General features: G+C 70.0%; 28 protein-coding genes. 12 read left to right on the top strand and 16 right to left on the bottom strand.

Annotated features, from left to right (window positions below; all coding sequences use genetic code 11):
• Positions 1–44: 44 nt before the first annotated feature.
• On the bottom strand, positions 45–857 hold the full coding sequence (locus AB0K21_RS07230) for an aldo/keto reductase (protein ID WP_343963002.1): 813 nt from the start codon (positions 855–857) through the stop codon (positions 45–47).
• Between the two features lie 377 nt (positions 858–1234).
• Here AB0K21_RS07230 and erm point away from each other — a divergent pair, with 377 nt between their 5' ends.
• Positions 1235–2065: an ErmE/ErmH/ErmO/ErmR family 23S rRNA (adenine(2058)-N(6))-methyltransferase gene (gene erm / locus AB0K21_RS07225; protein WP_343963003.1), complete on the top strand. Its 831-nt coding sequence runs from the start codon at positions 1235–1237 to the stop codon at positions 2063–2065.
• Between the two features lie 46 nt (positions 2066–2111).
• On the opposite strand, the gene AB0K21_RS07220 is transcribed toward erm, so the two are convergent.
• The gene (locus AB0K21_RS07220; RefSeq protein ID WP_343963004.1) at positions 2112–2933 is read right to left on the bottom strand and encodes an AraC family transcriptional regulator; all 822 of its coding nucleotides are present in this window, start codon (positions 2931–2933) and stop codon (positions 2112–2114) included.
• 118 nt (positions 2934–3051) lie between these two features.
• Between AB0K21_RS07220 and AB0K21_RS07215 the strand changes: the two genes are divergently transcribed.
• From AB0K21_RS07215 to AB0K21_RS07195, 5 genes are read left to right on the top strand one after another with little or no spacing between them, the layout of a single operon-like run.
• Positions 3052–4053, top strand: coding sequence for an ABC transporter substrate-binding protein (locus AB0K21_RS07215; RefSeq protein ID WP_364148563.1), 1002 nt, complete (start codon positions 3052–3054; stop codon positions 4051–4053).
• Complete coding sequence (locus AB0K21_RS07210) at positions 4050–4865, top strand: siderophore-interacting protein (RefSeq protein ID WP_343963006.1); 816 nt, start codon at positions 4050–4052, stop codon at positions 4863–4865. The genes AB0K21_RS07215 and AB0K21_RS07210 overlap by 4 nt, the downstream gene beginning before the upstream one ends.
• Positions 4855–5844, top strand: coding sequence for an iron chelate uptake ABC transporter family permease subunit (locus AB0K21_RS07205; RefSeq protein ID WP_364148560.1), 990 nt, complete (start codon positions 4855–4857; stop codon positions 5842–5844). Before AB0K21_RS07210 ends, AB0K21_RS07205 begins: the two co-directional genes overlap by 11 nt.
• Positions 5841–6872 (top strand): iron chelate uptake ABC transporter family permease subunit, encoded by a 1032-nt coding sequence (locus AB0K21_RS07200; protein WP_343963008.1) that lies wholly within the window; start codon positions 5841–5843, stop codon positions 6870–6872. The genes AB0K21_RS07205 and AB0K21_RS07200 overlap by 4 nt, the downstream gene beginning before the upstream one ends.
• On the top strand, positions 6857–7633 hold the full coding sequence (locus AB0K21_RS07195; RefSeq protein WP_343963009.1) for an ABC transporter ATP-binding protein: 777 nt from the start codon (positions 6857–6859) through the stop codon (positions 7631–7633). Before AB0K21_RS07200 ends, AB0K21_RS07195 begins: the two co-directional genes overlap by 16 nt.
• Before the next feature lie 50 nt (positions 7634–7683).
• On the opposite strand, the gene AB0K21_RS07190 is transcribed toward AB0K21_RS07195, so the two are convergent.
• The gene (locus AB0K21_RS07190; RefSeq protein ID WP_343963010.1) at positions 7684–8805 is read right to left on the bottom strand and encodes a hypothetical protein; all 1122 of its coding nucleotides are present in this window, start codon (positions 8803–8805) and stop codon (positions 7684–7686) included.
• On the bottom strand, positions 8802–9341 hold the full coding sequence (locus AB0K21_RS07185; protein WP_343963011.1) for a sigma-70 family RNA polymerase sigma factor: 540 nt from the start codon (positions 9339–9341) through the stop codon (positions 8802–8804). Before AB0K21_RS07185 ends, AB0K21_RS07190 begins: the two co-directional genes overlap by 4 nt.
• A gap of 418 nt (positions 9342–9759) precedes the next feature.
• Between AB0K21_RS07185 and AB0K21_RS07180 the strand changes: the two genes are divergently transcribed.
• A complete protein-coding gene (locus AB0K21_RS07180; protein WP_343963012.1) occupies positions 9760–10263 on the top strand; it encodes a DinB family protein in 504 nt (167 codons plus the stop codon).
• A gap of 155 nt (positions 10264–10418) precedes the next feature.
• Entirely contained in the window at positions 10419–10652 is a 234-nt protein-coding gene (locus tag AB0K21_RS07175) for a hypothetical protein (RefSeq protein ID WP_343963013.1), read from the top strand.
• A gap of 8 nt (positions 10653–10660) precedes the next feature.
• On the opposite strand, the gene AB0K21_RS07170 is transcribed toward AB0K21_RS07175, so the two are convergent.
• The 5 genes from AB0K21_RS07170 to AB0K21_RS07150 form a co-directional block, all read right to left on the bottom strand.
• The gene (locus tag AB0K21_RS07170) at positions 10661–11395 is read right to left on the bottom strand and encodes a hypothetical protein (protein WP_343963015.1); all 735 of its coding nucleotides are present in this window, start codon (positions 11393–11395) and stop codon (positions 10661–10663) included.
• A gap of 27 nt (positions 11396–11422) precedes the next feature.
• Positions 11423–11755, bottom strand: a complete 333-nt coding sequence (locus tag AB0K21_RS07165) for a helix-turn-helix transcriptional regulator (protein WP_364148553.1) — start codon at positions 11753–11755, stop codon at positions 11423–11425.
• The gene (locus tag AB0K21_RS07160; RefSeq protein WP_343963017.1) at positions 11752–12132 is read right to left on the bottom strand and encodes a type II toxin-antitoxin system RelE/ParE family toxin; all 381 of its coding nucleotides are present in this window, start codon (positions 12130–12132) and stop codon (positions 11752–11754) included. Before AB0K21_RS07160 ends, AB0K21_RS07165 begins: the two co-directional genes overlap by 4 nt.
• A 69-nt stretch (positions 12133–12201) precedes the next feature.
• The gene (locus AB0K21_RS07155; RefSeq protein ID WP_343963018.1) at positions 12202–12843 is read right to left on the bottom strand and encodes a response regulator transcription factor; all 642 of its coding nucleotides are present in this window, start codon (positions 12841–12843) and stop codon (positions 12202–12204) included.
• Positions 12840–14000: a sensor histidine kinase gene (locus AB0K21_RS07150; RefSeq protein ID WP_364148549.1), complete on the bottom strand. Its 1161-nt coding sequence runs from the start codon at positions 13998–14000 to the stop codon at positions 12840–12842. The genes AB0K21_RS07155 and AB0K21_RS07150 overlap by 4 nt, the downstream gene beginning before the upstream one ends.
• Positions 14001–14136: 136 nt before the next feature.
• Between AB0K21_RS07150 and AB0K21_RS07145 the strand changes: the two genes are divergently transcribed.
• Positions 14137–14607, top strand: a complete 471-nt coding sequence (locus AB0K21_RS07145) for a GNAT family N-acetyltransferase (RefSeq protein ID WP_364148546.1) — start codon at positions 14137–14139, stop codon at positions 14605–14607.
• 5 nt (positions 14608–14612) lie between these two features.
• Here AB0K21_RS07145 and AB0K21_RS07140 read toward each other — a convergent pair whose 3' ends face one another.
• On the bottom strand, positions 14613–15515 hold the full coding sequence (locus AB0K21_RS07140) for an NAD-dependent epimerase/dehydratase family protein (protein ID WP_343963021.1): 903 nt from the start codon (positions 15513–15515) through the stop codon (positions 14613–14615).
• 213 nt (positions 15516–15728) lie between these two features.
• Complete coding sequence (locus AB0K21_RS07135) at positions 15729–15980, bottom strand: hypothetical protein (RefSeq protein ID WP_343963022.1); 252 nt, start codon at positions 15978–15980, stop codon at positions 15729–15731.
• A gap of 27 nt (positions 15981–16007) precedes the next feature.
• Here AB0K21_RS07135 and AB0K21_RS07130 point away from each other — a divergent pair, with 27 nt between their 5' ends.
• Together AB0K21_RS07130 and AB0K21_RS07125 are read left to right on the top strand one after the other, a co-directional pair.
• Positions 16008–16376, top strand: a complete 369-nt coding sequence (locus AB0K21_RS07130; RefSeq protein WP_343963023.1) for a hypothetical protein — start codon at positions 16008–16010, stop codon at positions 16374–16376.
• Between the two features lie 169 nt (positions 16377–16545).
• Entirely contained in the window at positions 16546–17151 is a 606-nt protein-coding gene (locus AB0K21_RS07125; protein WP_343963025.1) for a DUF1707 domain-containing protein, read from the top strand.
• A gap of 179 nt (positions 17152–17330) precedes the next feature.
• Here the strand turns inward: AB0K21_RS07125 and AB0K21_RS07120 are convergent, their stop codons facing one another.
• From AB0K21_RS07120 to AB0K21_RS07100, 5 genes are all read right to left on the bottom strand, one after another.
• Entirely contained in the window at positions 17331–18815 is a 1485-nt protein-coding gene (locus tag AB0K21_RS07120) for an MDR family MFS transporter (RefSeq protein WP_343963026.1), read from the bottom strand.
• Positions 18816–19234: 419 nt separating this feature from the next.
• Positions 19235–19894 carry a peptide chain release factor H gene (gene prfH, locus AB0K21_RS07115; protein ID WP_343963028.1) on the bottom strand — a complete coding sequence of 220 codons (660 nt, stop codon included), beginning with the start codon at positions 19892–19894 and terminating at the stop codon, positions 19235–19237.
• Complete coding sequence (locus AB0K21_RS07110; RefSeq protein ID WP_343963029.1) at positions 19891–21081, bottom strand: RNA ligase RtcB family protein; 1191 nt, start codon at positions 21079–21081, stop codon at positions 19891–19893. Before AB0K21_RS07110 ends, prfH begins: the two co-directional genes overlap by 4 nt.
• A 323-nt stretch (positions 21082–21404) precedes the next feature.
• Complete coding sequence (locus tag AB0K21_RS07105; RefSeq protein ID WP_343963030.1) at positions 21405–22217, bottom strand: helix-turn-helix domain-containing protein; 813 nt, start codon at positions 22215–22217, stop codon at positions 21405–21407.
• Between the two features lie 45 nt (positions 22218–22262).
• Complete coding sequence (locus AB0K21_RS07100) at positions 22263–23099, bottom strand: alpha/beta hydrolase (RefSeq protein ID WP_343963032.1); 837 nt, start codon at positions 23097–23099, stop codon at positions 22263–22265.
• Positions 23100–23188: 89 nt separating this feature from the next.
• Here AB0K21_RS07100 and AB0K21_RS07095 point away from each other — a divergent pair, with 89 nt between their 5' ends.
• Complete coding sequence (locus tag AB0K21_RS07095) at positions 23189–23809, top strand: hypothetical protein (protein WP_364148538.1); 621 nt, start codon at positions 23189–23191, stop codon at positions 23807–23809.
• Positions 23810–23916: the final 107 nt, after the last annotated feature.

Below are 23916 nucleotides of genomic sequence, written 5' to 3'. Positions count from 1 at the left end.
GTGCCGTGGCGGTGAACCTCACCGTCACGGCACGGACACCGCACTCAGCGGTTGAAAGCGTCCGGGTCGGGGCCGATGCGGGTGCCGGCGTCCAGCTTGGCGATCTCGGCGATGTCCTCGGCCGTGAGGGCGAAGTCGAAGACGTCGAGGTTCTCCCTGATCCGCGAAGGCGTCACCGACTTGGGGATGACGACGTTCCCCAGGTCGAGGTGCCAGCGGAGCACGACCTGGGCCGGGGTCTTGTCGTACTTCCCGGCGAGGGCGACGATCACCGGGTCGTCGAGCACGGCCCCCTGCGCCAGCGGGCTCCACGCCTCGGTGACGATGCCGTGCTCGGCGTGGAACCCGCGCAACTCGGCCTGCTGCAGGGCCGGGTGCAACTCGACCTGGTTGACCGCCGGGACGACGCCGCACTCCTCGATGAGGCGGCTCAGATGGGCGGGCTGGAAGTTGGACACCCCGATGGCGCGGACGCGGCCGTCGGCGTACAGCTTCTCCAGTGCCTTCCAGGTCTCGACGTACAGGTCCCTGGCCGGGGTGGGCCAGTGGATGAGATAAAGGTCGAGCCGGTCCAGGCCCAGCCTCTCCATGCTCGCGTCGAAGGCGGCGAGGGTGGAGTCGTAGCCCTGGCCGTCGTTCCACAGCTTGGTGGTGACGAAGACCTCGTCACGCGGCAGACCTGAGGCGGCCAGCGCCTCGCCCACTCCCCGCTCGTTCCGGTACAGCTTCGCGGTGTCGATACTCCGGTATCCCGCCTCCAGCGCCTCGGTCACCACCTCGGCGGTCTGCTCCGGGGGCACCTGGTACACGCCGAAACCGAGCCGGGGCATGGAGACCCCGTTGTTCAAAGTGATCATCAGTACTTCTCTCCTTGAGCGGCCGCCGACGACCCGGGGCGGCCGTCGGCGGCACGCGCCGAACACGGATGCCTCATGGGCAAACGCCTGTCATTCGAGCACACCGCCGGGGCGACCGCCAGAACGTATCCGTACCCGGCCCCTCTGACCTGGGGCGGAGCGGAAAACCCGTTGCGAGGTGACGAGACGAGCCGTAGCGTCCAGCACCATGTGCACCTACTTCGCCAACCTTCTGGTCGGCTACGTGATCCGTCCTCGCGGCAGCCGGGCTCTGGCCCGCTAGGGACGCGTCGGCACTCCGTTCCGCACGCGTCCCCGATGCGCGCCCAGGGCTTTTCCGAGACCTTTTTCACCTCGGACCCGAAAGGGCGACGGCTGTGGCGCACTCCTTCGCGCACGGAAACCATTCACACACCCAGGGAAAGGTAAGGAACGGCAACGGTCGCGGCGAACGCGACCGGGCCAGACGCACCCTCTCGCAGAACTTCCTCGTCGATCCGCACGCCGTCCGGCGGATGGCCGCCGCGGCCGGATCACACGGGCTGCTTCTGGAGCCGGGCGCGGGCACCGGTGCTCTCACCCTCGCCCTCGCCGAAAGCTGCGCGAGGGTCGTGGCGTACGAGATCGACCCGCGGCATGCGGGCAGGCTCGCCGCCCGCACCCGCGGCGACGACGGAATCGAGGTGATCAGGGGTGACTTCCTGACCGCGCGGGCTCCGCGCGAGCCGTTCGCGGTCGCCGGGAACATCCCGTACTCGATCACCTCCAGGATCGTCGACTGGTGCCTGCGCGCCCCCGGGCTCACCTCGGCGACCCTGCTCACCCAGCTGGAGTACGCGCGCAAGCGGTCCGGCGACTTCGGCCGCTGGAGCAGGCTGACCGTGCTGAGCTGGCCGGGTCACTCCTGGGAGCTGGCCGGCCGCGTCGGCCGGATGAGCTTCCGGCCGGTTCCCGCCGTCGACTCGGCGATCCTGCGGATCGAGCCGCGCGGTGTCCGGCTGCTGCCCGCGGGGCGGGACGCGGCCTGGCGCGAGTTCGTCGAGTACGGCTTCACCGGCCTTGGCGGTTCGCTGCACGCCTCGCTGCGGATGCGGTACGCGGCCCACCGGGTCGACGCCGCGTTCGCGGAGGCGCGGGTGGACCGCGACACGGTGGTGGCCTTCGTCCACCCCGACCGGTGGCTGACCCTCTTCGAGCTGCTCCGCTGACACCCCCGCGCACCGCCCGGTCCCGGGCGGTGCGCGGTCCCTTCGATCAGGCCGAGTCGGCCTCGTGCAGGGCATAGCGGCCGGGCGTGCATCCGTACTCCCTGGCGAAGGCCGTGATGAAGGCCGAGGGGGTCGCGTACCCGACGCGGCGGGCCACCTCGGCCACCGGCCGGCCCTCCAGCAGCACCCGCGAGGCACGCAGGCGCAACTTGGTTCGCCACTGCGAGTAGGGCATGCCGAACTCGCGCACGAAGTCGCGTTGCAGCGTCTTGACGCTGACGTGCAGCCGTTCGGCCCACTCCTCAAGGCGGACGGGGTCGCCCGGGTCGTGTGACAGCGCGCGGGCGACGGTCATCGCGAATCCGGTACCGGTGGCGTGGTGGCCGACGAAGTCACGGGTCGACGCGCCGAGCCCGGCCATGATGCGCTCGCGGGCGACGAGTGCCGCCTGCTCGTCGTACCCCGGGCGGGCGATCGCCTGGACGAGCCGGGCCGCCTCGTCGTCGATGGACACCGCGCCGGCGCGCAGCCCGCCGAGCATCTCGGGCACCTGGCGCAGGCAGATCCGGTACACGGTCTGCCGGTCCGCCGCCCGCACCTCGTGGCTCACCGCGCGGTGGGCCCAGAACGCCTCCCGCGCGCCCACGAACTGCGTGTCGGCACCGTACCGGGTCGAGAGCATGCCGTCGGGTGACCAGTAGAGCTGGTGCAGGAAGTCCTGCCTGCTCTGGCCGAATTCGAGCACGGCCGCCGAACGGTACCTGAGCACGAGGACACCGGTGAGCGTGCCCAGGCCGTAGCCGTACTCCTCGCACCAGAGCGGATCGGTCCCGAAGTGGCCGGCACCGGTCGCAGAGTGACTTCCCATCGACATTGGATGGCCTCCCGACGACATCGAAAAAGTATTGGTAAGGCTAACCTAAGTACCGCCTGACCATGAGGTCGGGTTGTTCGCCCGTTCTGAAGCACACTGAAGGAACACGCCCATGTCCTCCCGACAGCCCCGGCGCCTGGCCGGCGCTCTGGCCCTCACCCTCGCCCTGGTCGCCGGCTGCGGTTCCACCGATTCCGGCGAGGAGTCCGCCGCCGCGGCACCCGAGACCCGCGTCTTCAGCGCCGACAACGGCGAGATCACGATCCCCGCCGCCCCCAAGCGCGTCGTCGCGACCGGTTACGCGGTGCCGGCGCTCATCGAGGCCGACGCCCCCCTGGTCGGCATCTCCGGCTGGAGACGCGGTCTGGCGATGATGACCGAGGATGACCTCGCGACGTACAACGGCCTTGAGAAGATCGCCGGAGAGACGGCCGCCGAGACCAACTACGAGGCCGTCGCCAAGGCCAAGCCCGACCTGATCGTCATCGGCGTCCCCAAGCCGGCCCTCGCCGACCTCGACATGAAGCGGCTGGAGTCCATCGCCCCGGTCGTCGTCATCGGCCCGACCGTCCCCTCCGCCTGGCGCGAGCTGTCCCGGCGCCAGTCCGACGCCGCGGGCCGCCTCGGCGACTTCGAGACCGCCAAGGCGGCGTACGAGAAGAAGGCCGCCGAGCTCGCCGAGAAGTACGAGGGCGCGCTGGACGGCGTGAAGTTCGGCCACGTCGGCGCCTACGGCGACATCGCCAAGGGAACGTTCCACCGCGAGTTCGCCGGGTCGTGGGGCACCAACATCGCCTCCGACATCGGTGTGACCTACTACGGCGAGGTCAAGGAGAAGGGCGGCGGCGCGCTCGACGTCACCGAGTACCCCTCGATCGAGGAACTGCCGGACGGTTTCGCCGAGGCCGACGCCGTCACCTACACGCTGGAGAGCGACGGCTCGGTAAGCGAGCCGGTGCAGTACGTCCTCGACTCCAAGCTGTGGAAGAACCTGCCCGCGGTCAAGGCCGGCAAGGTCTTCCCGCTGCGCTACACCGAGGCGGCGACGTACGGCTCGGCCATCAAGACGCTGGACGCCATCGATGAGGCGCTCGCGCCGCTGCTCGGCCGATGAGCGTCGACCGTAGCGACCCGAGGGGTCGCGTCGCCGCCCACCACCGGTCCGGAACCGGCACCGCGCGGATCGGCTACCCGATCGGGGTCCGCACCGTCTCGGTGCTCGCGCGCCGGTACGTGACCCCGCGCCTGCTCCGGCTGACCGTCGGCGGCCCCGGGCTCGAAGGATTCCACAGCTACCAGGCGGACGACCACATCAAGATCGTCTTCCCTGATCCGGACGGCACCCGCCGCGACCCGGTCGCCAACGACCACCTGGAGCTCGACTGGCCGACGCCGTCGCCCACGACGCGCAAGTACACGGTGCGGCGGTACGACGCCGAGGCCGGCGAGCTCGACCTGGACTTCGTGCTCCACGAGGGCGGGGTCGCGTCGGCGTGGGCGGTCGCCGCCGAGGTGGGCGAGGAGCTCACGATCGCCGGTCCGCCGGGGGCCAAGGCGTTCCCGCACAACTACGGCCACTACGTCTTCGCGGTCGACGCCACCGCGCTGCCCGCGGTCGCGCGCTGGCTGGAGGAGTCCCCGGCCGACGTCTCGGCCCAGGTGGTGATCGAGACCGACGACGCCGCCGAGCACGCCTACCCGCTCGCGGCACGCGACGGGGTGGAGGTCGTCTGGCTGGCCCGTGAGGGCGACCGCTCCTCGCTCGCGGAGACGGTGCGCTCCCTGGCCCTGCCCGAGGAGCGGACCTTCCTGTTCGCGGCCGGGGAGGCGGGTGACATCAAGCCACTGCGCTCGTGGAGCGCGGGACGGCTGGACTCGCTGTTCACCGGATACTGGAAGCGCGGAGTTGCCGGGCTTGAGGACTGATCCACCGGCGAGGGCCGCACTCCTCCTCGCGGCCCTCGCACTGCTCGCCGTGGTGGCGGTGGCCGGCGTGAGCGTCGGAACGCGCGCGATCGCACCGGCCGAGATCTGGCGTGCCTTCGCCGACTACGCCGGCACCGACGATCATCTGATCATCCGCGATGTCCGGGTGCCGCGCACGATCCTCGGCATCCTCGTCGGTGCCGCCCTGGGCGCCTCGGGCGCGCTGATCCAGACGCTGACCCGCAACCCGCTGGCCGAACCCGGCATCCTCGGGGTGACCGCCGGTGCCGGTTTCGCCATCAACCTGGGCGGTGTGCTCGGCGTCGCGGGGTCGCAGCCCGCGCAGTTGACGCTCGCGTTCGCCGGCTCCGTGCTCGCGGTGCTCCTGGTCTACTCCGTCGGCAGGACCTCCCCGCTCCGGCTCGTGCTGGCCGGCGTCGCCCTCAGCTCGGTGCTCGCGGGCCTCTCGCTCGGCATGCGCCTGATGCTTCCCGACGTCTTCGACCGGTTCCGCTTCTGGTCCGTCGGAGCGCTGGCCGGCCGCGAGCAGATGTCGCACACCGTCCCGCTGCTGGCGATCGGCATCGCCCTGGTCTGTGCCATGGCGGTGGCCAGGCCGCTGAACGCCATGGTCCTGGGCGAGCAGGTCGCCCATACGCTCGGCGGTCACACCGCACGGACCAAACTCGCCGTCCTCGTACTCGTCACCCTGCTCGCCGGCGCCGCCACGGCCGTGGCCGGACCGATCACCTTCGTGGGGCTCATGATTCCGCACCTGGCCCGCCGGCCGGCCGCCGGCTCGATTCCGTGGCTGATGGCCTACACGATGGTGCTCGGCCCGATCCTGCTGCTGATCTCCGACATCGGATCGCGCGTGCTGCTGCCGACGGGCGAGGTCCCGGTGGCCGTCGTCACCGCCTTCCTCGGCGGCCCGGTGCTCATCTGGGTCGTACGGCGCTACGGGGCGGCGTCGCTGTGAACGCCGTCGTGCTGCGCGCGGGCTCCCACTCGGTCAGGATCGAACGCCGGACGCTTCTGATGTCGCTCGCGCTCGCCGGCGTCGCGCTGGCCCTGGCCTTCCTCGGCCTCAGCCACGGCCCTTCCTGGGCCGCGCCCCCGGAGGTGTTCGCGGCGCTCGCCGGTCACGGGGACTCGGCCCTGGTGATCCGGGAGTGGCGGCTGCCCCGGGTGGCCGCCGCGCTCGTCTTCGGCGCCGCCCTGGGGCTGGCCGGGGCGATCTTCCAGAACCTCACCCGCAACCCGCTCGGCAGCCCGGACGTCATCGGCCTGGACGCGGGCGCCTACACCGGCGCGCTGGCCGCGATCACGGTGCTGAGCGGAACCTCCGCGCAGCTCGCCACGAGTTCGGTGCTTGGCGGCCTGCTGACCGCGGCGGCCATCTACCTGCTGTCGCTGGACGCGGGGCTCAGCGGCCTGCGGCTGGTCGTCATCGGGATCGCGATGAACGCCATCCTGACCGCGGTCAACTCCTGGATCGTGCTCCGTGCCGAGCTCGACGTCGCGCTCGCCGCGACCGGGTGGAGCGCGGGTTCGCTGAACGGCGTCGACTGGGACGAGGTGCGCCTGCCGTTCCTGGTCATCGGCGTGCTCACGCTGCTGCTCGTCACGCTGTCGCAGGCGATGCACCAGGCCGCGCTCGGCGACGAGCTCGCCGTCACCTCGGGTGTGGGCCTGGGCCGCCTCCGGCTGCTGATCGTGCTGGTCGGCGTCGGCTGCACCGCCACCGTGACGGCGGTCGCCGGGCCGATCGTGTTCATCGCGCTCGCCGCCCCCCAGATCGGCCGCCGCCTCGCCGGCGCGGCCGGGGTGCCCCTGGTGCCCGCGGCGCTGACCGGCGCGGTGCTGCTACTGGCCGCCGATCTCATCGCGCAACTGCTGCTGGCGCCGGTCGCGCTGCCGGTCGGTGTGGTGACGACCGCGATCGGCGGGTGCTATCTCATCTGGCTGCTCTTCAAGGAAGTGAGGCGACCGTGGCAGCGCGCCTGACCGCCCAGGACATCACCCTCGGCTACGGCGAGCGGGTGGTGTCGGCGCACGTGAACCTCGACGTGCCCGACGGCGCGTTCACCGCCATCGTCGGCGCCAACGCCTGCGGGAAGTCGACGCTGCTGCGTTCCTTCGTCCGGCTGCTCAAGCCCTCGGCCGGTACGGTCGGCTTCGACGGCCGCGATGTGAACGGCTACCGGCCCAAGGCCATCGCCAGACAGGTCGGGTTCCTGCCCCAGGGCCTGGTCGCCCCGGAGAACATCATCGTGCGACGGCTCGTCGCCCGGGGCCGCTACCCGCACCAGTCGATGCTGTCCACCTGGTCGGCCGAGGACGAGCGGGCCGTACAGCAGGCCATGGCCGCGGCCGGCGTCGCGGAACTGGCCGAGCGGGGCGTCGAGGAGCTGTCCGGAGGCCAGCGCCAGCGCGTCTGGGTCGCGATGGTGCTGGCCCAGGAGACGCCCTACCTGCTGCTCGACGAGCCCACCACGTTCCTCGACATCGCCCACCAGTACCAGCTGCTCAAGCTGTTCGCGCGGCTGCGCGACGAGGGGCGCACGATCATCGCGGTGCTGCACGACGTCAACCAGGCCTGCCGGTTCGCCGACCACGTGGTGGCGATGAAGGCCGGTCGCGTCGTCGCGGAGGGAGCCCCCGCCGACATCGTCGACGCCGAGCTCATCGAAGAGGTCTTCGACCTGCCCTGCGTCGTCGTGCCCGACCCGGTCACCGGCACCCCCATGGTGGTGCCGACCGCCTGACCTTCACCCGCCAGGCGGCCCGAACACGGGGACCGCGCATCGCCATGCCCCTACCAGGTGGTTTCCAGGCTTACGTCCTGCCCTTGCGGCAGTTCGGGCGTCTTGATCCGGGTCACCCGCTGACCGTCCAGCCGGGCAGGAGCCCCACCTCGGACGATACCGAGCAGCACCCGCCCCGACGCGTCGAACGCCACCGGTTTGAACCACTCCTGGGGAACCCACGCGCGCACTCGCCTACCGGTGGTCACTGAGAATTCGACCAGGGAGGGAGCCCTCACATTTCTCCCCCCTTCCTGGGTGACGAAGCTCGATCCGCCGGGCCTGGCAGCGAAGAAGGTCGTGTCGCCGTCGACCGGCTTGGCGGACAACAGGTCGCGGCCCGCGACGGAGGTGTCGAGCAGCATCGCCTCCTGGCCGAACGGCCGATCGTTGTCCTGCCAGGAGAACACCAGTGTGCGGGCGCCTCCCACCCAGGCCATCCGGTAGATGGAGCCGGATTTGGCCGTACGCCAGCGACGCACCTCGCCGGTCACGACATCCGCCACTCGCACCTCGCGCATCCGGTCGGTCCCCGGCCTGCTGACGCTGTACGCCAGCTTTCGCCCGTCCGGTGAGGCGGCCAGCACATCAAGCGTCTCGGTTCGCAGATCGGCGGGGAGCGACAGCGCGACCCGCTCACCGATCTCGCCGTCCGATGTCAGGGTGATCCGATAGAACCGCAGCGGGGCACCCTCCCGCTCTCTCCCGGCCATGAAGAAGGTACGGCCGTCACCGAGTCCGGCGACCTGGCTGTGGGCAAGCGCGGGCAACCACGCCGTACGTTCACCGGTCCTGCTGTCGTAGACGCCCAGCGGGCCTCGGGTCGAGCTGGTGTGCGTCGCGTTCTTGGTCTCGACCGTGGAGGAGGTCACCACGGCCGCGACATAGAACGGCGGCGCGGGGGCGATCGCGGGCGCGAGCACCGGCGGCCGTCCGCTCTCCCCGCCCCGTAAGGTCACCCCGATTCCGGCCACTACGGCAACGGTCGCCACCGCGACCGCGAGCGGCAACGTCCACCTCCCCCACAAGGGGCGGCGCGGTCCGGGGAGAGGCGGGGGTGGACCATCGTCCCGCACGGTCCATGCCCTGGCGGCCATCGCGTCGCGCAGCCGGTCCTCGATGATCCTGCTCATGCGTTGCCTCCCAGCTCGCGGTGGAGTCTTGCCAGTGCCCTGACGGTCGTGGACCGGACGGTACTCGCCCTGACGCGCATGGTCCGGGCCGTCTCCGACTCGGACAGGTCCAGGTAGTAGCGGAGCACCAGAGCCTCTCGCTGCCGCTTCGGCAGCCTGCCCAGCGCGTCCAGCACCTCCCGGCGCGACTCCCCGAGCAGCACGGCCGTCTCCGACGAGTCGAGCGCCTCCTTGCCCCTCTCCGTCCAGCGCGACTCCACCATCCGTCGTCTGAGCACCGATCTGGAGCCGTTGAGCACACATGTTCTGACGTAGGCGAGCGTGAGAGTCTCAGGCCGGCGGCCGTGCAACCGGGCGAACACGTCCTGAACGATGTCCTCGGCTGTCTCCCGATCGCCGACAAGGAGTACCGCGAGCCGTATCAGGTCGAGCCTGTGGCTGCGGTAGAGGGCCGTCAGCAGCGCCTCAGCCGGGACCGCGGGCAGGCCCCGCGCCCGGGACGCCCATTTCGCCAGCCGCGATATCTCAGCGTTCATACTCTAGGAACGCTTGCCCTTCCCGATCCGCTGCTTCCCGGGACCGCTCAGTTCGTCGTTCGTCACCCCCTCGATCCCGCGCCCCGGAGATGCCTGCCCCGAGCTCTTCGGCGGCTTCCTGATCACCGAACTCTTACGGCTGTCGGCGAGGGGTGATCCACCTGCTTTCACCCTGCGATGGTGCAGGCCATGGCGGACAGCGCGGTTTCAAGGCATTGATCGGGCAGGGCGGTGTGAGCGGTGCGGGTCATCGCCGCGGTCGGGGTCCGGTCAGGGGATGCCGCCGACGAACCAGGCCGGCTCGCCGTGGCTGAGTCGTTCGGCGGTCTCGGGGAGAGCGAAGCAGAGCCGGCGCAGCGACTCCAGCGGATCATCGGCCATGGCCGGACGCTACTCTCCGGTGAGAGAATCGTGGATCATGATCGACAACCGCGTTGACCCTCCCTTCATCGGCGACGAGCGCGCCATGCTGAACAACTTCCTCGACTGGCACCGCGAGACCCTGGCCGTCAAGTGCGCGGGGCTCTCCCATGAGCAGCTCCGTGAACGCTCCGCGCCGCCCTCGCCCCTGTCGCTGCTCGGCCTGGTCCGCCACATGGCACACGTGGAGCGCGTCTGGTTCCGTCACGTGCTGAACGACGAGGACGTCCCCCTCCTCTACAAGACCGACGACCCCGACGCCGACCTCAACGACGTGGACACCGCCTCCGCTGAGGAGGCCTTCGCCACCTGGCGGGCCGAGATCGAGCACGCCCGCAAGCTCTCGGCCGAGGTATCGCTGGACGCCATCGGAAAGCGGAAACGCCACGGAGAGGACTGCTCCCACCGCTGGATCCTGGTCCACATGATCGAGGAGTACGCCCGGCACAACGGCCACGCCGACCTGCTGCGCGAGCGAATCGACGGCGTCACCGGCGAGTAGGGCGGCGCCCCTGCCGCTTCAGGCGTAGGCCGACTCCTCCGCCAGCTTCACCTTGTCCCGCCAACCACGCCGACCGGTTCCGGCCATGTACCCCTCCTGGCTTCGTGCGGTCGCCGGCCGGGGACGCCACGCCGGTGTTCGGCGATGCCGGGCCGATGACGGGACGTGCGGCCACCGCCGCCGGGTTGCGGGCGTTCTTCTCCACCATCGGCGGCCTACGGCACCGGTTCGCCGACCACCTGGTGGCGATGAAGGCCGGTCGCGTCGTCGCGGAGGGAGCCCCCGCCGACATCGTCGACGCCGAACTCATCGAAGAGGTCTTCGACCTGCCCTGCGTCGTCGTGCCCGACCCGGTCACCGGCACCCCCATGGTGGTGCCGACCGCCTGAGTTCCCCGTCAGTTCCAGGGATCCCAGAGGTCGTGGTCGACGATGGCCGGCGACGGTACGAGTTCGACCGGACGGTTACCGTATCCGGCGGGAAGGACGCCCCGCAGCAGGGCCAGCAGCTCCCTGTGGGTGAGGTCCGTCGTGGTGGCCCGCCACAGGACGCGCCCGCCGCTCAGCCGTACGACCGGCCGCTCCCCCTCCAGGGTCAGCTCCAGCCGGAGCACACCGTCCCCCGGGTGCTCCGGCAGCGCCGAGGCGAAAGCGGCGCGTACCGCGTCGAGCCCGCCCTCGCGGACCGCGGCCTCGGCCCGTTCCCGGTCGGCCAGTTCGGCGACCGCGGCCAGGACCGACTCCAACGGCGGCACCTGGGCCGGAGCCAGCGGGACCAGTTCCGCGCATTCGAGCGACCGTTCGTGCCGCGCCTCGGCGTGCCGATGGTCGTAGACGGAGTGGTGGGCGTACAGCGCGTCCCCCTCGACCCGGTACACCGTCACGTACAGCTCGTCCTCCAGCGAGAACATCCGGGTGTCGTACACCCGGTGCACCGCTCCCGAGGAGTCCAGCGCGTAGTAGGTGCGCACTCCCCCGCCGCCCGGGTCGACGGGCTCACCGCCGAAGACCTCGCGGAGGCCGGGTGGACCGGCACCCCACGGCTCCACCGGCCCGGCGACCAGCGTCCGCCCGTCCCGCGTTCGCCAGCCCCGGGCGAGCCCCGCCCGCCCACCGGCGGAACGATCGACCATGACGACACCTCCAGGTGAGCGGTGCGATCAGCTCGCCTTGAGCTGTTCGGCGCCACCGACCTTGTAGGTGTGGTCTCCGAAGTCGGCCACCAGATCGAGACGTCCGCCCAGCGCCTCGACATAACGGGCAATGGCCTCGACAGTGAAGACCTTGCCCTGCTCGATCTGGGAGACCCGGCCCTTGGTCACCCCCATCCGCTCAGCGAGCTGGACCTGCGTGAGACCAGTCTGCTTACGGATCTCCGCAAGTTGGTAGGCGTCGACACGGGCGGTGACAGCACGATGCCTGCGTTCGGCCTCTTCGGCCCCTCCGACACGTTCCACGTAGGCATCCGGATCCCACCTGCTGTAACTGCTCATGGCCTGTCCTCTTCCGCGCGTTCCTTCACGTAGATCTCGTAACGATCTTCCGCTAGCGGGATCGCCGTGCGATACCACCTTCGCCAGTTTCCAGCCTTATCACCGGCTACGAGCAGGATGACCGATCGCCAGGGGTCGAACACAAAAAGGATACGAACCTCGCTGCGCCCCGAGGAACCGGGACGCAGTTCTTTCATGTTGGGCACCCGAGAGGATTCGATCTTACCGACCAGCGGTCGTTTGAGAGCAGGGCCTGTACGGCTCAACGCATAGATCGCGTCATCGATGAGTTCGAAGGTCTCCGGATCCGTCAGGCGCAGACCGTTGATCCAGTCCCGAACCTCATTGACGTGATAGACCTGCCAGTGACCATCCACGTCAGAAGGATAGCGATTCCTATACTTCATGTTCGCCGAACAGAGCACCCCGACAGCGGTTCCACCGCTTCAGGCGTGGGGCACGACGAGTCCCGACTCGTAGGCGTAGACGATGGCCTGGGCGCGGTCGCGCAGGCCGAGTTTGGCCAGCAGCCGGGCGACGTGCGTCTTGACGGTGTGCTCGGTGACGACCAGCTCCCCGGCGATCTCGGCGTTGGACAGACCTCTCGCGATCAGCCGCAGCACCTCCAGCTCGCGGGGGGTGAGGTCGGCGGGAGGGTGCGAGCGGGATCGCTGCCGGGCGAACTCGGCGATCAGCCGCCTGGTCACCTGGGGAGCGAGCAACGCGTCGCCCCGCGCGATCACCCGGACCGACTCCACCAGATCCATCGCCCTGACATCCTTGAGCAGGAACCCGCTCGCCCCCGCGGAGAGCGCGTCGTACACGTAGTCGTCCAGGTCGAAAGTGGTGATCATGAGGGCGCGGGTGGGCAGGTCGGCGACGATCCGGCGGACCGCCTCGATGCCGTTCAGCTCCGGCATCCTGATGTCCATCAGCGCCACGTCGGGCCGGAACTCCCTGGCCAGCCGTACCGCCTCGGCCCCGTCGGCGGCGGTGCCCACGACGGTCACGTCCGGCTGGGCGTTCAGCACCGCGGCGAAACCGTGCCTGACGCTCCTCTGGTCGTCGGCGACCAGGACACTGATCACGCCGCCGCCTCCACCTGCGTCAGCGGAAGGCCCGCCTCGATGAGGAAACCCCCCTCGGGCGCCGTACCGGTGTTGAGCCAGCCGCCCAGCATGACCACCCGTTCCCGCATCCCGATCAGGCCGTGGCCGCCCGCGTTCGGGGAAGGTCCGGGGCCGTCGTCGCTCACCCTGATGGCCAGCGTGTCCTGCAGGTAGGCGAGCTCGATGCGCACGTTCGCGTCCGGCGCGTGGGAGCGGGCGTTGGTCAGCGCCTCCTGCAGGATTCGGTACGCCGACAGGTCGACGGCCGTGGGCAGCGGGACGGCATCGCCGATGACATCGAGATCGACCGTCCCCCCTGCCTTGCGGTGCTCTTCCAGCAGTTCGGGTACGCGTGCCAGGCCCGGTTGCGGCGAGGTGCCGCCCGCCCCGCCGTCGGTGCGCAGCACGCCGAGCAGCCGCCGCATCTCCACCAGCGTCTCGCGGGCGGTGGTCGCGATCTGCTCGAAGCCCTCGCGCGCCGGCTCGCCGAGATCCTTGATCGTGTACGGGGCGGTCTCGGCCTCCACCGCGATCCTGGAGATGGAGTGCGCCACGATGTCGTGCATCTCCCGCGCGATCCTGGCCCGCTCGGCCATGGCGGCCTGCTCGCGCTGCGCGGCGATCATCTGCTCCATGCTCTCCTGGCGGACCTCCTTGACCTCGCCACGGGCGCGGGCGAGGTCGGCCAGGAGCGCGACACCGCCGACACAGAACGCGATCATGGGAACCGCGGTAAGGGCGAGTTCGAATCTGCCTCTCCAGAGCAGCAGCATGCCCAGTATGAACAGCCCGGTCAGGATAGTCCCGGTCACCCCCCAGGCCTGCGCCCGCGGCAGCGGCCTGAACAGGGTGTAGAGGGCGAGGGCGGCGGACGTGGCGATCGCGAGGTTGGACAGGGGATGGATCCCGCTGAGGAGCAGCCCGACACCGCCGACAGCCGTCGCGACCAGCGCCGCGGGCGGGTTCACCCGGCGGAAGGCCAGCGGCAGGGTCGCCAGCAGCAGGAACGGCACCGGCACGTCGTAACCGTTCCAGGCCGACCCGACGGCCCAGAGCGCGAGACCGATCGCGACGGCCGCATCGAGGACGGAGACCGGGCCGATCTTTCTTTCCAGTAGCAGGTCGCTCGAAGTCATGCCCAGAATTGTGCGGGCAGCCGAGGAGCGCCCGCGTCACTCGAAGGATTGACATTCACCCGCGCAGCGACGCGCCGTTCCCCGGCACATGCCTAAGGGGGCGGCGACCCGGGCGTACGGAATGGATGAGGCGGATATGGATCTACAGCCCTTCGCGATGACGCACGCGGCCACGGTCGCGAGCTGGCCCACCTCGTCGCGGGAGGTCGCGATGTGGTGCGGACGGCAGGAGTTCCCGCTGCCAGCGCGGGTCGTCGCCGACTGGCAGCGGGGGGAGGACGTACGGACCCACCTGCTCGTCGAGGGCAGCGACCCGCTCGGCTACGGGGAACTGTGGCTCGACGCCGAGGAGGACGAGGTCGAACTGGCCCACCTCATCGTGGCCCCGGCCGCCCGCGGCAGGGGAATCGGGCGGGAACTGGTGCGCGGGCTGACCGCGCTGGCCTGGGAGGCGGGCCGCGCGAACGTCTTCATGCGCGTGCACCCGGACAACGACCGAGCGCTGCGCTGCTACCGGGGAGCCGGTTACCTGCCGGTCGACGCCCACCTGACCGCGGAGTGGAACACCGCCCAGCCGGTCGACTACACCTGGCTACAGCACAGGTGAGGGAGTCAGCTCCGCATCGCCGCCCCGAGTGAACGAAGTTCCGCGTCGACACCGTGCATGGTCGGCCTCCAGCCGAGTCCTTGTTCGGCGGCAGCGCTGGACAAGCGCTGGGAGTACGTCAGGGCCTCTGCGAACGGCCCCATGACGGCGAGGGCGGTCTGCAGGGGCAGTGAGGCGACGGCGCCGCCGGCGCCAAGTGCGGAACTCGCCCGCATGGCGAAGTCCCTGAAGGACAAGGATTCACCGTTGGCCGCCAGATACAGGGCGCCGGCCGGCGCTGCCTGCAACGCGCGGGCACACAACGTCGCCAGGTCCTCGACATGTACGAAGGCCAGCAGGTTGTCGCCGGCACCGACGTAGTGCGTCCGCCCGGAGGTTTTGACCTCGGCGAGAAGAGATCCCGCGATGAAGCCGTCGGTACGCCCGTACACCATGGGGGCACGCACGACCACCGACCGGACACCGCTGTGGGAGGAGCGGCGGATCTCGGCTTCGAGGTCGGAACGCCAGCGAAGAAAAGCCGGGGGGTTGTCAGGTGTGTCGACGTCGACCTCGACATCCGGACCGGTATCACCCGTACCCAGTGAGCCCGTCACATAGATGAACGCCTTTCCGCTGCCGGTCAGCCGGGCAAGCACCGCCCGAACGGCAGCGATGTCCATGTCCCGGAACGCATCGGAATCGGGTGCCAGCCAGGCGAAGACCACCGCATCGGCCTCTCCGGCCCTGTCGACCCACTGCGAGAGGTCCCCGACCTCACCTCGATGCGCTTTCACGCCCTTCCGGCGAAGGGCTTCCGCCGCTTCAGCCGATCTGGCGAGCCCGACAACCTGATGTTCCTGCTCGATGAGCTTGTCAGCGATCGCACCGCCGACATATCCGCTGGCACCGACAATGAAAACTTCCACACAGACCTCTCACGCCAGAAGGTGAAACCCGGCGAATCCCAGGATCGGGCAGGCTACCGCCGCATCCCGGGCACACCGAGCGGCTGAGAACCGCCATACGCGAAGCTAGACCTTGACGTTGACGTCAACGCAAGCCGGTGCGTCGCTCCGGCTCATCCGCGTGGGCGGTCAAACCCGACATTCGCCCGTACCCTCCCGCGGCAGGCGGCCTGGCTAGGCCGTCCGAGCCGTCATGGTGCGCCAGCCGAAGGTGGCGGTGCCGAGCAGGGTGAGAACCACACCGGCTACGGCGATGCTCCAGTCCTTCCACACAGGCGCCAACGCGACGAAGTGCACCCCGACCACGAACGCCACCCAGGCCACGTTGGTCTGCTCAGGACGTTCCCAGGCGGCGAGCACCCGGAGTCTGCCGAAGAGCAGGATCGCCTCGGCGGCGACGACGATCAGGTAGCCGCGGCCGAACATGTTCCGCTGCCGATCGGGGCGAACCCGTTGCTGTCCAGGATCGACCCCCGGCACGGGCCGCGGTTGTCGGCGTTGTCGTGCGACCTCGTGTGGGCGACGACATGGATGGCCGACGCGAACGAGGTGATCGGCCCGTTGCTCGGGCTGCCCGAGTTACCGGTAGTGGACTGGCCGGACTCGGAGGAGAAGGGCCCGCTGCACTGGAAGACCCGCGGCCTGGTCGACTGGGCGGCCGGACGCTCCTTCGTCTGGGTCGACGACGAGATCACCGACCCCGATCGTGCCTGGGTGTCCGCACACCATCACGGGCAGGCGCTCCTTCATCGCATTGATCCTCGCCGTGGCCTCACGCACACCGACTTCGTCGTCATCGCCGACTGGTTGGCACGGCTGTAGCCGATCCGGTCGCTGACTCGACCGGTTCGTTTCGCCGCCGCGGTAGATGGAGCCGTACAGGTTGGACACGACGTGAGGAACCCGTCATCACCGAGGCGGGGTGAGCTGAACGTGACCGACCCCCTTGGTGAGTTCCCTGGCAGGATGAATGAGAACTATCGTGACCAGCATGGAAAATCCCCCTCAGCGTAGGGACTCCCAGATGTCGCACCTGCGCGCCTCGGACAGCAACAGGGAGCAGGTCAGCACCCTGCTCGGTGAAGCCCTGAGCACCGGCCAGCTGAGCCACGAGGAGTACTCCGAGCGCCTGGACAGGCTCTACCAGGCCAAGACCGTGGGAGAGCTCGAAGTCCTCACCAATGACCTGCAGGTCGAGCGGCAGCGTCCGGCCGCGAACCCGGTGTCCTACCTGCCGGGGGCGAACTCCGAACCCGAGAACATCATCGCCATCTTCGGCGGTTCCGAGCGCAAGGGCCGCTGGCGGGTGCGGCGGCGGACCAGAGCGCTGGCCGTCTTCGGCGGCCTGCGGTTCGACCTGACCGACGCCGAGTTCGAGGCGAAAGAGGTCGAGATCACGGTTAACGCGATCTTCGGTGGGGCCGAGATCATCGTGCCCGAGGGGACGGAGGTGCGCTGCCACGGCGTCGGCATCTTCGGCGGTTTCGACGTGCACGGCAGCTCGGACGTCGACCCGTCGGCGCCGGTGGTCGTGGTGAGGGGCCTGGCGTTGTTCGGCGGAGTGGGCGGTAAGACCCGACGCCGACGCGAGCGCTGAGCGACACACCCGGGGCGCTCCGAAGGCGCCAGGACGTGATCACGTCCTGGGGCACCGCGGTCGTCCGGCACATTTGCCGACACCGGCGTTCGCGGCCAGCCCGAGATCGTCTACCGGCGTCCACGGGCATCAGGCGGAGATAGACCACGGTGCCCCACTTCACCGCCGTCACGCCGGCTTCATCGGTCGGCCTCCTCGAACTCGTCGGCGCTGTCCGCTCGGGCCGGTAGGAGCAAGGCGGTGACGACCACGACCACGGACAGCACCGCGCCGATGACGAAGGCCAGCCGCATGCCGTCCAGGTTGGCGAGCACCTCCGTGGCTCCCGCGGATCTCAGCGCCTCGGCTCGCGCGCTCATCACGGTGATCACGAGCGCGGTGCCGACGGCCGCGGAGACCTGTTGCAGCGTGCTCAGGATCGAGCTGGCGTGGGAGTAGAGCGGCGGTGGGACCGCTCCGAGCCCGAGGGTGAACACCGGGGTGAAGGTCGCGGCCAGGCTCACCATCAGCAGCGCGTGCAGACCGAGAAGCTGCCAGAACGGCATGGTCATCGTGACCTGGGTGAAGCCGGTGAGCGCGAGCGTGATCCCGATCGCGCCGGGGATGACCAGAACCCGGCCACCGAACCGGTCGAACAGGCGGCCGACGGTCGGACCGAGCAGCCCCATCGCGAGGCTGCCCGGCATCACGAGGAGTCCGGTCTGCAGGGGGCTGAGCTCGCGGACGTTCTGCAGGTACAGCGGCAGCAGGATCATCGAGCCGAGCATCGCCATGAAGGCCACCGACATCAGGATCAGCGCGACCGTATAGGTGCGGTGGCGCAGGGTACGCAGGTCCAGCAGCGGTACGCCGCGCTTCTGCAGCGCCAGCTGGCGGACGACGAAGACGGCGATGGCCACCAGGCCGACCGCCACGATCGCGACGGCGACGCGGACGTCACCACCCTCGAACCAGCTGAGCCCGTAGACCAGACCGCCGAAGCCGACGGCGGCGGTCACCACGCTCAACCAGTCGATGGTGCTGAACCGGGGCTCTCCGACGTTCTTGAGCTGCTTCAGGCCGCGCCATGTGATCACGGCGGCGATGGGGAGCACCACGGCGAACAGCAGCCGCCAGGACCCGAACTGGAGGATCACCCCCGAGACCGTCGGGCCCATGGCGGGCGCGACCGAGATGGCCAGGGAGACGTTGCCCATCACCCGGCCCCGGTCCGTCTCGGGCACCACCTGCATCAGCGTGGTCATCAGCAGCGGCATCATCACAGCCGTCCCGGACGCCTGGATGATGCGGGCGCCCAGCAGCACCTCGAACGACGGCGCGACGGCGGCCAACGCCGTGCCGAGCAGGAACAGGCCCATCGCGGTGGTGTACGCACTGCGGGTGGACACCCGCTGCAGGAACCATCCGGTGATCGGGATGACGGCGGCCATGGTCAGCATGAAGGCGGTCGAGAGCCACTGTGCGGTCTGCTCGGTGATGTGCAGCGCCTCCATCAGCCGCGGGATCGCGTTGATCATGATCGTCTCGTTGAGGATGACCACGAACGTGGCGAGCACCAGCAGCCGGATCACGGCCGGGGTGCGACCTGAGACGGCGGTCGCGGGCTTGGCTGGTGAGTCGAGCTGTGGGCTGAGCACGGCACCTCGATCGGGGTTGTCGGACACGACGCGGTCATGGCTGGGCCGGCGCCCCGGCCTTGGGTCTCGCGAGAAGTCGTGGTTATGCAAAGACTGACGGACGCCACCGACAAAACTCATCGCCCGTCCCCAGCATTGCGGCAGGCGATGCGAGATGTCACCCGATTTTCACCGGCGGACGACGACCTCCAGATCGCCGGAAGGAGCCCTCGTATCGCTCCATGACCTGGGCGAACACCTCAGAGGACTGGGCCACCCCAGTGGCAGGCACCGCGAACCGGGAAGGGCCGTCGCCCGCACCCGCGGTCGAACAACCTGATGATCCTCTGTAGTGGGGAACGGCCATCGACCGGCCAGGCCGACGGCCTCCTCACGGGTACCGGCGTGTGCCCGAGGGGCGACCGGAACCGTTCGTCCTCCTCGGTAGGGCACGGCCGGGTGGACCGTCACGGTCGTCGGCGCGTCTGCTCCTGTGAAGCCAGGTCCTGCTTCGGCGTCTCCGGGCGTTCGATGCGGGTGGGGTTGCCGCGTACGAGCTCGTCGTGGACGCGGCGGCGGGCGGTGGTGACGGCGCGCCCTGCCGTCTCGTCGCCGTCCTCGATGCGCTGTCGCAGCAACCGCATGGCGATGCGGCGGTTGAGGCTGAACCGCCGCTCGGTGTCGACCACGACGACGATCCCCGAGGGCCGGTGCGTCGCCCGTACCGCCGTGCTGGCCTTGTTCCGATGTTGACCGCCGGGGCCGCCGGTGCGGCAGGCGACGATGTCGACGTCCGCCTCCGCGAACGTCGTGCGCGGAATGTCGACCTGGCACGGTTGGGCGATGACGTACCAGTTCTTCCGGCCTGTGCCGGCCCGGTAGGGGCTGGGGGCCTGCCAGCACAGGGTTCCGGTCCACGAGGCGGCGAACGCCTCGGCACCGGCTCCCGATATCCGGATCAGGACCGATCGGTAGGTGCCGGGCCGGTCACCGGGAACGGTCTGGGCCCGATGGGTCTCCAGGTCCTGCCGGGTGGCGTCGGCTTCCAGGCGGCGCAGCAGCCGGGCCAGCGCCCAGGCGCACTCCTGCGGGCCACGCCCGGCCGACAGGAGCAGGTGGACGCTCACCGCGCGCCTCGCTCGCGGCGCCGGTCCCGCCGGGGCGTGGACCCGAGATCGGGCGTCTTGTAGGTGACCAGAGGGACCGTGGTGGCCACGGGCGTGGCCAGGTCATGGTCGACGAGGTCGGCGATCACCTGCTCGATGCGCTTGTAGGCCGTCGGCGCCTCCTCGAAGAGCAGTTGGCGGTCTCCGCACACCACCAGCGACCCCACCGGTGTGCGGCGCAGCTCCTCGACCGTGTGCTTGGCCCGGCCCCGGCGCAGGGCGTCCGCACGCGACATCTTGCGGCCCGCGCCGTGCGCGACGGAATGGCCGGCGTCCGGCCCGGCGTGGGCGGCCACGAGGTAGGAGGGGGTGCCTCGCGTACCGGCGATGAGCACGTCGCGGCCGTCACCCGGCGCCGCCCCCTTGCGGTGCAGGTAGACCCCGTCGCGCACCTCGACCAGGTTGTGGCACTGGTCGACGAGCGGCTCGGCGGGCTCGGCCCCCAGGGCATGGGCGACCCGGGCGGCCATCAACCGCCGGTTGAGCGATCCCCAGCGTACGGCGTCGTCGTGCATCGCCAGGTAGGCGCCGGGGTCGGGGGCGGGGCCCGCGCCACAGGCCGCGGTGTGCGCCCGCAGGATCCGTTCGCCCAGCCCCCGGGAACCACTGTGGACGATGAGAACCAGGTCGCCGTCGGCGAGTCCGAGACGGCTCGCGTGGCCCGGATCGAAGACGGTCCCGATCCGCGCCAGCTCGACGAAATGATTGCCCCGGCCGACCGTCCCGAGGCCCTCGACGTGACCGGCGGGGATGTCGCCCTTCACCACGGCCCAGGCCGGGTCGTCGGCATCCTGCTCGGGATCCAGCGCGCGATCGAGGTCGGGGAAGCGGGCGGCGAGCTTCTCGGGTACGGCGCGCTTGAGCTTCATGGGGAACACGGCGATGCCGCAACCGATGTCGGAGCCCACCAGGAACGGGTACAGCACGGTCGACGCCATGGCGGCACCGATCGGGGCGCCCTTGCCGGGGTGCAGGTCCGGCATGGCGGCGACGTGCACCATACCGTCGAGGGCGGCCACCTGGTGGCACTGCGCGAGGGCGTCGGACTCGATCCAGCTCGCGGGGGAGGCGAACACGGTGACGGTGGCCGGACCCGTGGCCGTGGTGGACGGCGGCGGGGACTCCTGCCGGGAGTGTTGCTGAGACAAAAGGCTCTCTTCCCTAAAAGGGGTATGGGGTGACAGCGTTGCGGGGCGCGTCGGCGCCGTGGCATCTCGGAGTGGCGGGGTGCTGTCCGTCAGAGCGTCATGGACACCACGTTCCCCGAGCCCACCACGCGAGGCAAGCGATTTTCGGCCGTACCGGGCTGTACGCCTACACTCACCGCCATCTCATGAAGACGGTCCACGGCTTCGAGCCATCAGGCGTCACCGGCCGTGGCGCGGAACGTCGTACTCGATGAGTACGGACACGGCGACACGCCCTGACCGACAATCCCCGGCCATGCTCGTGCCGGCGCCGTGGATGCCCGTCATGGCCGGGTCGGCGATGAAGCCGGCCATGCGACGTCGTCGATCGCGAGCCACGGCGCGACGGCCACGGCCGTGAGTGTGAGCCCGGCGAACGCCTTGACCTCGCGGTGGAGATGCGACTGGTCGACGTAGCCGGTCCGGGTGGCGACGCCGGCCGCGGCGTGACCCGCCGCGAGAAGGTGGGCGGCGTGGTCGAAGCGCACGAGTCGGGCCCCGCGTTTGGGGGTGATGCCGAGCTGGGACCGGAAGCGGGACCACAGGCGCTTGCGGCTCCAGCCGACCTCGTCCGCCAGGCCGTCGATCCGCACTCGCCCCCGGCCGGCGAGTGTCCGCCGCCAGGTGTGGGCGACCTCCGGGTCGACCGGCGGGCGGTCGCCCAGCCGGCGGTTGAGGATTTCGACCGCGATCGTGAACCGTTCGTCCCACGACGCGGCGGCGCGCAGCCTGTCCTCGGCTCGCCCGGCGTCACGGCCCCAGACATCCTTGAGGGATACCACCGTCCCACTGAGCTCGGCCGATGTGCCGAGCATCGCACCCGCCACGACCGGCTCCAGCCGGATCTGGAGGCACTCGCCGGCCCCGCAGCCGGCTGCCCGAAGATCGCCGGGAAGGAGCCCGACGACGACACTGCCGCGCTCGCGCCGGCCATGGACGTCGTAAACGATGCCTTCTCCCTCGCTCAGGTCGACGATCAGGGTGACGGACGGGTGCGCGACCATGGCGATGTCCATGAGTCCGGGGGCACGATGGCGGAACCCGGCCATGGTGACCCCCGGCAGCCGACCTGACGGGCGCGGGACTGCGACGTCCACCGCCGCCCAGGGGAATGGCGTCCCGGTCGACAACACGTGACCAGCCTAGGTCTCAGGGATCATGGGCGGGCTGTCAGCGGCCGTTGTCGTGAAGCCCAGCAGCAGTTCGCCGGTCGTCTCGGGCGCTTCCAACATGGGTAGGTGCCCGACGCCGGGCAGCAGCTCGACCCGCGCGTTCGGCACCGCGTCGTACTGGTGCGCCGACGACGGCTCCCAGCGGGGGTCGGCAGCGCCGAAGATCACCAGCACGGGAACCCGGAGGGCGGCGAGACGCTCGGGCACGCCCCGCTCGGCGATGTACGCGGTGTTCCGGCGCAGCACCGTCCTCATCACGCGGTAGGTGATCCCCCGCACCTCGGCGACCACATCGTCCGGGACGTCCACCGGGCGAGCGGCCGTCGCGCTGATCCCCCTGCGGATCATCGCATCCGAACGCCTCGACCACAGGAGCGGGCCCAAAGGCGGGGCCAACAGGACCCGAAGGATGAACGGCTGCCGAAGGAGCGCATCAGGACTCGGGCCGCTGCTGATCAGTACGAGCGAACCCACCAGGTCGGGACGTTGTTCGGCAAGCGCGGTGGCGACGTAGCCGCCGCTGGAGTGCCCGACCACGGCGACGTGACGAAGGCCGAGCCCGTCGAGCAGCGCCGCCACCCGGCCCGCCTGCGCGGGCACGTCGTACGACGGCGCGGGCGGAGACTGGCCGCAGCCCGGCAGGTCGACCCGGATGACGTGATGACGGTCGGCCAGTGCCGGGACCATCGGGCTCCAGGTGCCGCTCGAGGCACCCGATCCGTGGATGAGCAACAGCGGCCGCGCCTGCCGAGGGCCGTCGTGGACCACGTGCATCCCATGCGAACGCTCAACGTCGTACTCACTCATGCGGAGAATATGCACGGGCGGTCGACTATCGGTCTTGGACAAATGTTCCCGCGCCATCACGAACCCGGGAGAATCGGTAGTCTGCGGCAATGTCATTCGATCATCGATCTATTGGCGCGACAGCGCTGATGGTGGCCGCCTCGCTCACCACAGCCGCCCCCTCGGCCGCGCGGGCGCACGAAGCGCCCACGACCACGGCGGATCGCGTCTTACGGGTCTACAACAACAACATCGAGAATCTGGTCAGGAACAACGCCGACGGCTCGTGCACCCGGGTCTCAGGTCCGGACCACCTCACGTCGATGCTGGTCGACGACAACGGCAAAACCGGCACCTCAGACGTGCAGGCACCCGACCTCCTGATCGTGCAACAGGTACGTGGCACCGGACAGGCCACGGCGTACGCCGATCAACTCTCGGCCAAGTTCGGCTATCCGGCGGGCACCTACAAGGCGATCGTGGCCTGGGACGACCCCGAGGTGTGGGGCGGCACGCACAAGTGCAGCCAGCAATCGCACGGGCATCGCCCCGACAACGCTCGGCGGCTTCGGCATGACCGGTTACGGAACGAAGGCGACCTCCGGCTCCAGAAAGATCGACTACCTGTTCGTCAAGGGCACCGTGCAACCGTCGAGCATCGGCCACACGGTAGGCAGCACGAAGTCGAACCATCTCGCGCTGTACGGATTCGTGAAGTTCTGAATGGGTGAACCCGCAGGTCCTCCTGCAGGTGACCGCCGCCCCATACTCGGGCAAGGCGGCGATTGGACACGTACGTGCGCACCTCGTGCCGAGTTCGAAGCCGAAGGGCACGACA

This window comes from Streptosporangium sp. NPDC049248 (assembly GCF_040678965.1).
In the GTDB taxonomy this organism is placed as follows: domain Bacteria; phylum Actinomycetota; class Actinomycetes; order Streptosporangiales; family Streptosporangiaceae; genus Streptosporangium; species Streptosporangium fukuiense.
The sequence above is the reverse complement of the archived record's forward strand: the minus strand, read 5'-3'. Positions and strand labels throughout refer to the sequence as shown.

Excerpts from the sequence above, each read along its gene's own strand:
- AB0K21_RS07220 (WP_343963004.1), bottom strand. The coding sequence starts at position 2,933 with ATGGGAAGTCACTCTGCGACCGGTGCCGGCCACTTCGGGACCGATCCG.
- AB0K21_RS07100 (WP_343963032.1), bottom strand. The coding sequence starts at position 23,099 with ATGAGTGAGTACGACGTTGAGCGTTCGCATGGGATGCACGTGGTCCAC.
- AB0K21_RS07165 (WP_364148553.1), bottom strand. The coding sequence starts at position 11,755 with ATGAGCAGTTACAGCAGGTGGGATCCGGATGCCTACGTGGAACGTGTC.
- AB0K21_RS07190 (WP_343963010.1), bottom strand. The coding sequence starts at position 8,805 with ATGAGCAGGATCATCGAGGACCGGCTGCGCGACGCGATGGCCGCCAGG.
- AB0K21_RS07170 (WP_343963015.1), bottom strand. The coding sequence starts at position 11,395 with ATGGTCGATCGTTCCGCCGGTGGGCGGGCGGGGCTCGCCCGGGGCTGG.
- AB0K21_RS07125 (WP_343963025.1), top strand. The coding sequence starts at position 16,546 with ATGGAAAATCCCCCTCAGCGTAGGGACTCCCAGATGTCGCACCTGCGC.
- AB0K21_RS07210 (WP_343963006.1), top strand. The coding sequence starts at position 4,050 with ATGAGCGTCGACCGTAGCGACCCGAGGGGTCGCGTCGCCGCCCACCAC.
- AB0K21_RS07095 (WP_364148538.1), top strand. The coding sequence starts at position 23,189 with ATGTCATTCGATCATCGATCTATTGGCGCGACAGCGCTGATGGTGGCC.
- AB0K21_RS07180 (WP_343963012.1), top strand. The coding sequence starts at position 9,760 with ATGATCGACAACCGCGTTGACCCTCCCTTCATCGGCGACGAGCGCGCC.
- AB0K21_RS07230 (WP_343963002.1), bottom strand. The coding sequence starts at position 857 with ATGATCACTTTGAACAACGGGGTCTCCATGCCCCGGCTCGGTTTCGGC.
- AB0K21_RS07185 (WP_343963011.1), bottom strand. The coding sequence starts at position 9,341 with ATGAACGCTGAGATATCGCGGCTGGCGAAATGGGCGTCCCGGGCGCGG.
- AB0K21_RS07150 (WP_364148549.1), bottom strand. The coding sequence starts at position 14,000 with ATGACTTCGAGCGACCTGCTACTGGAAAGAAAGATCGGCCCGGTCTCC.
- AB0K21_RS07215 (WP_364148563.1), top strand. The coding sequence starts at position 3,052 with ATGTCCTCCCGACAGCCCCGGCGCCTGGCCGGCGCTCTGGCCCTCACC.
- AB0K21_RS07175 (WP_343963013.1), top strand. The coding sequence starts at position 10,419 with ATGACGGGACGTGCGGCCACCGCCGCCGGGTTGCGGGCGTTCTTCTCC.
- AB0K21_RS07145 (WP_364148546.1), top strand. The coding sequence starts at position 14,137 with ATGGATCTACAGCCCTTCGCGATGACGCACGCGGCCACGGTCGCGAGC.
- AB0K21_RS07135 (WP_343963022.1), bottom strand. The coding sequence starts at position 15,980 with ATGTTCGGCCGCGGCTACCTGATCGTCGTCGCCGCCGAGGCGATCCTG.